Here is a 10,868-nt window from a genome sequence, read left to right on the forward strand (position 1 = left end):
AATGCCCCATTCTTGGGCGTTCTTGCAGACCACGAAGGCGCGCTGTTGCGCCTGAGCAAGCGCCTGGCATTGCATTCATGTCCGAGACCGTTGTTTTGCGAGGGCCCGAGCGGCCCGATCTGTTGCGCCACGAAGTGCTGGCCGACCTGTTTGAAGCCACCGCCTATGCCCACCCGGAAGCCACGGCGCTGATCGCTGGCGGCCAGCAACTGAGCTATGCACAGCTCGATGCAGACGCCAGCCGCGCCGCGCATCGCCTGATCGAGGCGGGAATCGGCCCTGGCGACATGGTGGGTCTGTGGCTGCCGCGCGGCATTGCGCTGCTCACCCTGCAGCTGGCCATCGCCAAGACCGGGGCTGCCTGGCTGCCGTTCGACAGTGAAACCCCACCGGAGCGCATTGCCACCTGCCTGGACGACGCCCAGGCCAAAGCGCTATTGATTGCAGAGCAGACACCGCGCGACGGGCTTGTGCAAGCAGGTGTTCTGGCCCAGATGCTGGATGACGCGCAACTGCTGGCGCCGCTGCCCGGCGGCACCGTGCTGCGCCGCCGCAGCCATGCGCAGCCAGGCGACCCGGCCTATGTCATCTACACCAGTGGCTCGACGGGCAAGCCCAAAGGCATTGCCATCACGCAGGGCAGCATCTGCCACTTTCTGCGCAGCGAAAACGCCCGCCTGGGCGTGCGCCTGGGCGACAAGGTCTACCAAGGTTTCTCGGTCGCGTTCGACATGTCGTTCGAGGAAATCTGGATCAGCTACCTGGTGGGCGCCACCTTGTGGATCGCGCCGCGCGAGATTGCGGGTGACCCCGAAGCCCTGCCCCGGGCGCTGATCGAGCAGCAGGTGACAGTGCTGCATGCTGTGCCCACGCTGCTGGCCTTGTTTGCCCACGACGTGCCCAACCTGCGCATCATCAACCTGGGCGGCGAAATGTGCCCCGAGGCGCTGGTGGCGCGCTGGGCGCAGTCTGGCACCGGGTCGCCGCGCCAGATGTTTAACACCTATGGGCCGACCGAGGCCACGGTGTCGGCGAGCCTTGCCGAGTTGAAGGCGGGCGAGCCCGTCACCATTGGCACGCCCCTGCCCAACTACAGCATGGTGGTGGTGCAGGTGATCGATGCGGACAGCTTTCCTGCAGGCACGGCGCCCACCCTGGTGGGCCTGCCAGCGGGCGAGACCGGCGAGCTGTGCATCACCGGCCCCGGCGTGGCGGCGGGCTATTTGGGCCGCCCCGAGCTGACGGCCGAGAAGTTTCTGGACAACCCCTGGCCCGCCGGGCCGCACGACACGCGCCTGTACCGCACAGGCGATCTGGCGCGCATTGACGAACACGGCCAGATGCAATGCCTGGGCCGGGCCGATGACCAGGTCAAAATCCGGGGCTTTCGCGTGGAGCTGGGTGAGATCGAAGCCGTACTGGCCCAGCAGCCGGGCGTAGGTACTACGGCGGTGTTGCTGCGCCGCGATGAAGGCATGGACCAGCTTGTCGCCTTCTATGTGCCTACGGATGTGCCGGGCACCACGGCGCCGCCGACGCACACCGCCTTGCGCAATGCCCTGGCTGAGCGCCTGCCGCCCTACATGGTGCCCGCGCGCTTCGAGGCGCTGGCAGAGATGCCGCGGCTGACCTCCGGCAAGATCGACCGCAAGGCACTCAAGGCCATGGAGCTGGCGGCAGCGGTGAACAGCACCGATTCCGACACCGCCCAGACGCCTGCGGAAGAAGTGCTGTTTGCTGCGCTCGCCAAGCTGTTCCCGGGCCAGCCGGTACGCCGGTCGCTGGATTTCTTCAGCGATCTGGGCGGCCACTCCCTGTTTGCCGCGCGGCTGACATCGCAGCTGCGCGCCGACCCGCGCTTTGCGCAGGCCACGGTCAGCACCATCTACCAGCAGCGCCAGGTTGGCCGCATCGCCGACGCCTTGCAGGCTGCCATGGCAGACGAGAGCGCTCCTGCAGCCGAGCGGCCTTTTCGCACGCACTCTGCGCTGCGCCGCTGGCGCTGCGGCGCGGCGCAGGCGGCGGCCATACCGTTTCTGGTCCTGATCAAGATGGCGCAGTGGCTTGCACCGTTCTTCACCTATCACTTCTTCACCGGTGATGAAAATGATTCGGTGCCGTATGCCATTGCCATCTCGGTGCTGGCGTTCGCCATTGCCACGGTGCTGGAGTTTGCCGTGGCCTGGGCGGGCAAATGGCTGGTGGCTGGCCGCCTCAAGGCGGGGCGCTATCCGCTGTGGGGGCTGACATACTTCCGCTGGTGGTTTGCCGACCGGCTGGTGGAGGCCGTGCCAGTGGCGATGATCACTGGCTCCTCACTCTTTCCCTTATGGTTGCGCGCGCTGGGCGCCAGAGTGGGCAAAGAGGTGGTGCTGGGTTCGCTCACGGTGCGTGCGCCCGATCTGCTGGCCATTGGCGACGGTGCCAGCGTGGGCAATGCCGTCAACCTGGAAAACGCCCGCGTCGAAGGCGGCTGGCTGCTGCTGGGCCGTATCGACATCGGTGCCAACGCCTGCATTGGCTCCTACGTGGTGCTGGAAGGCAACACCCGCCTGGGCGACTGGGCGCACCTGGAAGGGCAGTCTGCCCTGACTGATGGACAGGCACAACCCGCGCGCACCGTGTGGGCAGGCTCGCCTGCGCAGCATGTATCGGCTTTTGACGAAACGGCCATGCCCGAGCGCATCTCGCCCAGCGCGGCCTGGCGCAGCTGGGAGATGCTGGTATTTGCCATGGGCGGGTTGCTGATTGCCACCCTGTTCTTCATGCCGGTGTTCCCCACCTTCCTGCTGATCGACTGGCTGGATGTGGATTCAATCTCGGTACGCCCGTTGATCGAAGACGGCACAGTCGATGCGCTGGGCGCCTTCATCCTGCGCTTCTTCAAGTTCTTCGTGCTGGCGTTGCCCGCCAGCCTGGTGCTGGTGGTCTGCACCATGCTGGTGGCCGCGCTGATCCGCTACCTGCTGCTGCCCCGGCTGCGGCCGGGCACCTGGTCGGTGCACAGCAAGCGCTACCTGGGCAAGTGGCTCACCAACCAGATCCAGGAGGCCAGCCTGGGCACCTTGCACGGCATCTACGCCACCGTATATTCAGCCAATTGGTACCGCATGCTGGGGGCCAAGGTGGGCAAGCGCACCGAACTGTCCACCGCCCTGGGCGTGGTGCCCGACATGCTGACCCTGGGGGATGAATGCTTTGTGGCCGACGCGGTGATGCTGGGCGACGAGCGCATCGACGGCGGCTATATGACGGTGCAGCCTACGGTGGTGTCGCGCCGCAGCTTCATCGGCAACGGCGCCTATGTACCCGATGGCTCCACCATTCCTGAAGGCGTGCTGATCGGTGTGATGTCGGCCGTGCCGCGCAACGCCGACATGCAGGACGGCCAGACCTGGATCGGCTCGCCTGCGATGAACCTGCCCGCCCGCGAAGTGGTGCAGGGCTACCCCGACCACCTGACCTTTGCACCGTCGCGCAAGCGCATCCTGGGGCGGGGCCTGGTCGAGGCCTTCCGCATCGGCGCGCCGCACGCCCTGGTGATTGCGGCAGGCTACGCCATCGTGCTCGATGCCATGCCGCTCGCGTCTGCAGGCCGCTGGGGCGCGGTGGTGGTGGATCTGGCAATGGCCGGCATCGTGTTTGGCATGGGGGCATTCCTTGCGGTGGCCTTGTTCAAATGGTTGCTGGTAGGGCGCTACAGCAAAAAGGCAGTGCCGATGTGGACGCCCTTTGTCTGGTTGTCCGAAGCGGCAACCAGCATGTATGAAGGTATCGCCATCCCCAATTTCCTGCGTTACCTGCGCGGCACACCCTGGCTCAATCTGGCCATGAACGCCATGGGCAGCAGGATCGCCACGAGCGCCTATCTGGACACGACCGACATCACCGAGCACGATTGCGTGACCGTGGGAGCGCACAGCGAGCTGAACGCGCTTGCGTGCCCGCAGACCCATTTGTTTGAAGACCGGGTGATGAAGATCGACCATGTAGTCATCGGCGAGCGTGTGACGATTGGCGCACGCTGCACCGTGCTGTACAGCGCCCAGGTGGGTGATGGCGTGCAGCTCGGGCCCATGACCCTGGTGATGAAGGGCGAAAACCTGCCAGCGGGCACCCGCTGGCACGGCGCTCCTGCAGCGCCATGGCGGGCCTGAACGTGGTGCAGCAGGCGGTATCGCTGCCTGCTGCCTGTGAGGGCGCGGCTCAGGTATTTGCGGTGTCCCTGGCGCCCGCTGCGGGGCCGCCAGCAACCCTGCGGAAAAGCCTGCGCCATGCAGTACACCAGTCCATCTGCGGCACGCTGGCGGAGGTACTGCAGTGCGATGCGCGACAGTTGTCTGTGCAGCGCGTGTCCGGCCAGGCGCCGGTGCTAGAGTTGGGTGGCCAAACGCATGCTGCCATTCGCCTCTCGGTCGCCTATGCCGGTGCGTCTGCACTGTGGGCATGGTCGGATCGAGCTGCCATGGGCGTGGACGTGCAGGCGGTGCCCGCCGATGCAGACGGCGATGACGCCGAATGGCACGCTGTGGCACGGCAGTTCATCGGGCCTGCTGCACAAGCACTGGCACCGCTGCAGGGCACGGCCTTGCGCGCTGCCTTTGCCCAACAGTGGGCGCAGCTGGAGGCGCGGCTCAAATGTGCGGGCCTGCCGCTTGCGGAGGCGGATGCGCGCCCTGCCGGCTGGGATGCCGGCGTGCAGTGCGCGCCACTGCCCTGGCCTGCTGCTTGGGGTGCTGCTGCAGCGGCCCTGGCCTGGCATTTCTGAGCAGCCCCGTCCAGCAGCCGCGCTGCTACACTGCGGGCGTCTTCACTCCCTCCCTCAAACCATTGGCTGCCACACCCAAACGCCGCCCCGGCCGCAACGCTCGGCGCTATTCGAGCTGGTGGGCGCTGCGCATGCAGCCCCAGCGCATGGCAGCTGCCTTGCAGCAAAAGCACTGGCTGCGCATGCATGGCTTGTGCATGGGCTTGCTGGTACTGCTGGTGATGTGGGTGGTAACCGCCGCCATGCTGAAGGCGGGGGTGGAATCGATGGCGGTGCGTTACGCCGTCAGCCTGGGCGTGGGTTATGCCGTGTACCTGGCGGTACTGCGGCTGTGGGCGGCCTATCTGGTGCGCAACGCCTACGAGCGCAGGCGCGAAGAGTCTTCGGTAGACGGCCCGGATGTTCTTGATGGGTTCCCTGATTTGCACCACCACCATGGCCCGGCCGATGTGCAGGCGGGTGGCGGCGGCGATTTTGGCGGCGGTGGCGCATCGGGCAACTGGAGCAGCGCGGCAGATGTGCCCCAGGGCGGCAGCGGCTCCTGGGTCGACAGCGTGGACATTGGCGATATCGGCGGTGGTGATGAAGGCATCGTGATCGTGCCGATCCTGGCCGTCTTTGCGGGCCTGGTGCTGGCCTTTTTTGGCCTCGGTGCCCTGCTGTGGCTGTACTTTGGGGTGGACGTGCTGCTGACCGTGGCAGTCGAGCTGGCTTTTTCGATGATGACGGCGCGCGCGCTGGTGCGTGTGGAGCGCGCGGGCTGGCTGGCCTCTGCGGTGAAGCTGACCTGGAAGCCGTTGCTGGGCGCCCTGGTATGTGCAGTTGCCGTGGGTGCGCTGGCCGACTGGTGGGTGCCCGAGGCTGACACCTTGCGCGAGGTGGTCGCCCATATCCGGGGCCCGCGTTGAGGGGCTGGCTTCGTCCATATGGATACAACCAAAGGTTTGTTGGTAACCAGCGGTTTCGCTGCCATAGTATGGGTTTGGTTTTGGTATGAATAAAAAGGAATCTGTGATGTATCCCACCACATTCTTGCAGCGTCGTTCGGCCCTGACCCGGGCGGCATCGGCACTGGCGGTCGCCGGAGCGCTTGCGGCCATGGCGCTGCCCGCTCAGGCGTCCACCTTCCGCTGGACGCGCTCTGCCGATCTGTCGTCCTGGGACATCCATGCGCAGAATGTCGGTGTGAACAATTCGGTGCACCGTGCCGTGTACGAGGCTCTGGTCGAATACAACAGCCAGACCCAGAAGCCAGAGCCGTCGCTGGCTGCCAAATGGGAGCGCATCAACCCCAAGCAGCTGCGCGTCACCTTGCGCGAAGGCGTCACCTTCAGCGACGGATCGCCATTGACGGCCGATGACGTCAAGTTTTCGCTGGAGCGCGCCAAGGCCAAGACCTCGGGCTTCGTGGTCTACACGCAGGGCATCGACCGCGTGGAAGTGGTGAACCCGACCACCGTCGATATCTTCTCGGACGTACCCAACCCGGTGCTGGTGAACCAGCTGACCGAGCTGCGCATCATGAGCAAGCCCTGGGCAGAGAAAAACAACTCCACCGTGCCCAAGGACATCAAGGCCAAGGATGAGAACTATGCCCACCGCCATGCGCTGGGTACCGGGCCCCTGGTGCTCGATTCGTGGTCGCCCGATTCACGCCTGGTGCTCAAGGCCAACCCCCACTGGTGGGGCAAGGGCAAGTACCCCACCAATGTGACCGAGGCGGTGTACACGCCCATCAAATCGGATGCCACGCGCACGGCAGCACTGTTGTCGGGCGAAGTCGATTTCATCATCGACCCGAGCATGAACGATCTGCAGCGCATCAAGCAGGCGCCCAACCTGCAGGTGCTCGAATCGGCGGCAGACCGCACCATGTTCCTGGGGATGGACCAGTACCGCGATGAGCTGGAGCACTCCAGCGTCAAGGGCAAGAACCCGTTCAAGGATGTGCGCGTGCGCCAGGCGCTCTACCAGGCGATTGACATGGGCACCATCCAGCGCGTGGTGATGCGCGGCCTCGCCCAGCCCACCGGCACCTTGATCGCCCACCACGTGAACGGCTGGACCCCGCAGGTCGACAAGCGCCTGGCGTTCAACCCGGAGGCATCGAAGAAGCTGCTCGCGCAGGCGGGCTACCCCGATGGCTTCGAAGTCGAATTCTCGTGCCCTGCGGGCCGTTACCCGAGCGACGAGGCGCTGTGCCAGGCCATCAGCGCGCAATGGGCAAAGGTGGGTGTCAAGGCCAAGCTGCGCACGCAGCCGTTTGCCACCTATTTCCCGATGATCCAGCGCTACGAGGCCAGCGTCTACCTGCTGGGCTGGTCGGTACCCACATTTGATGCCTACTACAGCCTGCAGGCGCTGATCCGCTCGCCAGGCGGCGGCGGTGACGGCAACTTCAACCTGGGCCGTGCATCCAACCCGCAGCAGGATGCGATGATCGAGCGGGTCAAGACCGAAACCGATCTGAAGCTGCGCAACCAGTTGATCGAAAAAGTGCTCCTGAACGAACACCAGGCCATCTCGCACATCCCACTGTTCAACCTGATCACGCCCTGGGCCACGGCCAAGAAAGTGCAGATTCCGACGCGCGCGGACAACTATATTGACTGGCGTGCACTGAAGGTCAATTGACCGGCATCTGGTTAAGCTGGCTACGGGCTTGGAGGTTTTGGGGCGTGCACAGACGCCACCCAGATTCGCCAAGCCCCATTTTTTTTCAGCTCACCCCACAGTCCGCCCATAATCAGCGCATGCCATCCATGCACCGCCGCTCTCTCCTGCTCTGTCTGGCCGCCGCCGCGCTGGCGGGCTGTGCGTCTGATGGGCCGGGTTTTCAGCGAACGCCCGATGACGAGGCGCTCGCCAGTCTGCCCCTCAAGGTGCTGATGGTTCAGGGCTTTGCCGATGTGCACCGGGCATTGGCGGCGCGGCTCATCATTCCCACGCAGATCCAGACCGAGACGGGTTACGGCACCATTCCGGCCATCGCACTGGCCATGGCACCGTATCTGCAGGAAGGCGCATCCGTGGATGTGGTGGTGGCGCCCATTGCGGTGCTGGAGCAATTGCGGGCCCAGAGCCTGCTGCGCCGAGGCAGCATCGTGCCCGTGGTGCAGACGCCGCTGGCAGCCGTCATGCAGGCGGGGCGCGCGGCGCCTCCATTGCAGAGCGAGCAGGATGTGCGCGCCCTGTTGCAATCGGCGAGGACAGTGGCCTATCCTTCGTCAGAAGGCAGCGCCTTCATTGAGCAACAGTTGCTGCCCCAACTGGGCATGGCGGATACCGTACTGCCCAAGAGCATCAAGGTGTTTGGCCCCCAGGTGGCGCAATTGGTGGCACGGGGCGATGCCGAACTGGGCCTGCAATTGCGCAGCGAGCTGCAGCAGTCAGGCGGTATTCGCATCGTCGGTGATCTGCCAGCGCCACTGGCCTATGCTGCCGTGTATGGCGCGGCGGTTGCGGTGCACGCACCCAGCGCAGCCGGTGCGCAGGCGCTGGCCCGCTTCTACCAGCGCGAAGCCGCGCTGCACGACTGGACAGGAACGGGCTGGGAGTCGCCTGCAGCAGGGCGCCAGGAGCGTTGATCGGCTTATCGGTCGGGTGTTGAAAACTGTTGCTCTGATCTCATTCACCCGCCACCAGACGTCCGGCTCAAGCCAGCGCCCGCTGCACCGCAGGCCGGGCCTTGACGCGCTCGAAATGCGCCGCCACGCGCGGGAACTCCTGGATATCGACGCCGTCGCTTTTAAGCCAACCGGCCATGGTGAAGAGGTAAGGGTCGGCGACGGAGTACTCGTCGCCCAAAACCCAGGTCTGGTCGCCCAGGTAGTGTTGCTCGATGAGGGTGAAGGCATCGCGCATGTTCTGCGGCACCTTGGCCTGCATGGCCTTGTGGGCGGCCTCATCGTCTGCCCAGCGTGCTGCGCGGGGGCGGTGGGCGTGGTTGATATGCACGGTCGAGGCGAGAAAGCTGTTGAATTCCTGCATATGCGCGAGGCGGTAGGGGTCGTTCAGCGGCGCCAGCTTGGCCTGCGGGTGGGTTTGCGCCACGTACAGAAGCAGCGCCAGGGTTTCCGACAGCACGCCCTGAGGCGTGCGCAGCGCAGGCACGCGGCCCTTGGGGTTGATGGCCAGATAGGCGGCGCTGCGCTGCTCGCCTTCGGCCATGTTCAGCCGCTTGGCTTCAAAGTTGGCGCCAGCTTCGTGCAGCGCAATCAGCACGGCCTGGGCGCAGGTGCCGGGGGCGTAGTACAGGGTCAGAGGGGCGCTCATCACAATCTCCTTGGATAAAAATTGGTAGCCGGCGCCTGTCCACCAAGCGCCATCAGCTATGGTTTTGATACTAAACCACAGCAGCAAACCAGGGTGTCGCGTGCCGCACCTCGGGCACGTATACCATTGGCAGCAGTATCAGCAATCGCGGTGACATGGCCAAAGACAAATCGATTTATACCTGCAACGAATGCGGCGGCACGAGCCCGCGCTGGCTGGGCAAGTGCCCGAGCTGCGGTGCCTGGAACAGCCTGGTGGAGACGGCGGCCGAGCCCGCCGGTGGCGGCAAGAACCGCCTCAGCCAGACCGGGCGCACCGGTTATGCCGGCCAGGCCCAGGCGGTCACCCCGCTGTCGGCGATCGAGGCCACGGACGTGGCACGCACGCCCAGCGGCATCAGCGAGCTGGACCGGGTGCTGGGCGGCGGCATTGTCGAAGGCGGCGTGGTGCTGATCGGCGGCGATCCGGGCATCGGCAAATCCACCTTGCTGCTGCAGGCGGTGGATGCGCTGCAGCGCGAGGGCTTGCCCGCGCTGTATGTGACGGGGGAGGAGAGCGGCTCCCAGGTGGCGTTGCGCTCGCGCCGGCTGGGGCTCGACAACAGCCAGGTCAATGTGCTCTCTGAAATCCAGCTGGAAAAGATACTGGCCACTTGCGAGAGCACGCAGCCCGCCGTGGTGGTGATCGACTCGATCCAGACCATGTACTCCGACCAGCTCAGCTCGGCCCCGGGCTCGGTGGCCCAGGTGCGCGAATGCGCGGCGCACCTCACGCGCATGGCCAAGAGCACCGGCATTGCCGTCATTCTGGTGGGCCATGTGACCAAGGAAGGGGCGCTGGCCGGCCCGCGCGTGCTGGAGCACATGGTCGATACCGTGCTGTATTTCGAGGGCGACACGCACAGCAGCTTCCGCCTCGTGCGCGCCATCAAGAACCGCTTTGGCGCGGTCAACGAGATCGGCGTGTTTGCGATGACGGAAAAAGGCCTCAAGGGCGTCTCCAACCCGAGCGCCATCTTCCTGTCGCACCACAGCGATCCGGTACCCGGCAGCTGCGTGCTGGTCACCCTGGAAGGCTCGCGCCCGCTGCTGGTCGAGATTCAGGCACTGGTCGATGCCGCTGGCCCCAGTCCGCGCCGCCTCTCGGTAGGTCTGGACCGCGACCGGCTCGCCATGCTGCTGGCCGTGCTCAACCGCCATGCTGGCGTGGCCTGCGCTGATCAGGATGTGTTCGTCAACGCCGTTGGCGGCGTACGCATTGGCGAGCCCGCGGCTGACCTGGCGGTGATGCTCGCCATTACCAGCAGCCTGCGCGGCAAGGCGCTGCCCAAGGGATTCATTGCATTTGGCGAAGTGGGCCTTGCAGGCGAAGTGCGCCCCGCCACACGCGGGCAGGAGCGCCTGAAGGAAGCGGCCAAACTGGGCTTTACCGTCGCCGTCGTCCCCAAGGCCAATGCACCCAAGAAGCCGATCGAGGGGCTGACCATCCATGCGGTGGAACGGGTGGACGATGCGATGCAGATTGTGCGGGGGCTGGAGTAACGGACGAGGGGCAGGGATCATGAAACCGTGATTCAGCAATCCGGGCAAGGGCAGCAGCAGCTCTGGCCTGCAGCAGCGATTCCTGCTTCCCCGAACAAAAAGCGCAGTTTGCGCTTTTTTATTCTGTATTGTTGCCGCCTGCCGCCTGCCGCCTGCCGCATGGGTGTATAGGTTCTCCGCCAAAAAATATCTAAAGCCAGATAAAACCAGTCGCCATAGAGGTGCAGGCCTGCTTGAAAACCAAGGGTAAATCACAACAAATATTTTATAAATTGCCAATAAAA

The 10,868-nt window shown here is 65.0% G+C and carries 7 protein-coding genes; 6 read left to right on the forward strand and 1 reads right to left on the reverse strand.

All coding sequences use genetic code 11. The features are described 5' to 3' along the window. Positions 1–77: 77 nt before the first annotated feature. The 5 genes from ACH2DG_RS12205 to ACH2DG_RS12225 all read left to right on the forward strand — a co-directional run bounded on the left by ACH2DG_RS12205 (position 78) and on the right by ACH2DG_RS12225 (position 8,355). Positions 78–4,157 (forward strand): Pls/PosA family non-ribosomal peptide synthetase, encoded by a 4,080-nt coding sequence (locus ACH2DG_RS12205; RefSeq protein ID WP_395026414.1) that lies wholly within the window; start codon positions 78–80, stop codon positions 4,155–4,157. After that, entirely contained in the window at positions 4,145–4,768 is a 624-nt protein-coding gene (locus tag ACH2DG_RS12210; protein WP_395026415.1) for a hypothetical protein, read from the forward strand. Before ACH2DG_RS12205 ends, ACH2DG_RS12210 begins: the two co-directional genes overlap by 13 nt. Positions 4,769–4,830: 62 nt before the next feature. Continuing rightward, a complete protein-coding gene (locus ACH2DG_RS12215) occupies positions 4,831–5,676 on the forward strand; it encodes a hypothetical protein (protein WP_395026416.1) in 846 nt (281 codons plus the stop codon). A gap of 190 nt (positions 5,677–5,866) precedes the next feature. Next, the gene (locus tag ACH2DG_RS12220; RefSeq protein WP_395026496.1) at positions 5,867–7,402 is read left to right on the forward strand and encodes an ABC transporter substrate-binding protein; all 1,536 of its coding nucleotides are present in this window, start codon (positions 5,867–5,869) and stop codon (positions 7,400–7,402) included. A gap of 119 nt (positions 7,403–7,521) precedes the next feature. Next, entirely contained in the window at positions 7,522–8,355 is an 834-nt protein-coding gene (locus tag ACH2DG_RS12225) for a substrate-binding domain-containing protein (protein ID WP_395026417.1), read from the forward strand. Positions 8,356–8,422: 67 nt separating this feature from the next. On the opposite strand, the gene ACH2DG_RS12230 is transcribed toward ACH2DG_RS12225, so the two are convergent. Continuing rightward, on the reverse strand, positions 8,423–9,043 hold the full coding sequence (locus ACH2DG_RS12230) for a glutathione S-transferase family protein (protein ID WP_395026418.1): 621 nt from the start codon (positions 9,041–9,043) through the stop codon (positions 8,423–8,425). Positions 9,044–9,198: 155 nt separating this feature from the next. Here ACH2DG_RS12230 and radA point away from each other — a divergent pair, with 155 nt between their 5' ends. Continuing rightward, complete coding sequence (gene radA / locus ACH2DG_RS12235) at positions 9,199–10,584, forward strand: DNA repair protein RadA (RefSeq protein ID WP_395026419.1); 1,386 nt, start codon at positions 9,199–9,201, stop codon at positions 10,582–10,584. Positions 10,585–10,868: the final 284 nt, after the last annotated feature.

Source organism: Comamonas odontotermitis, from assembly GCF_040396735.1.
In the GTDB taxonomy this organism is placed as follows: Bacteria; Pseudomonadota; Gammaproteobacteria; order Burkholderiales; family Burkholderiaceae_C; genus Comamonas; species Comamonas odontotermitis_C.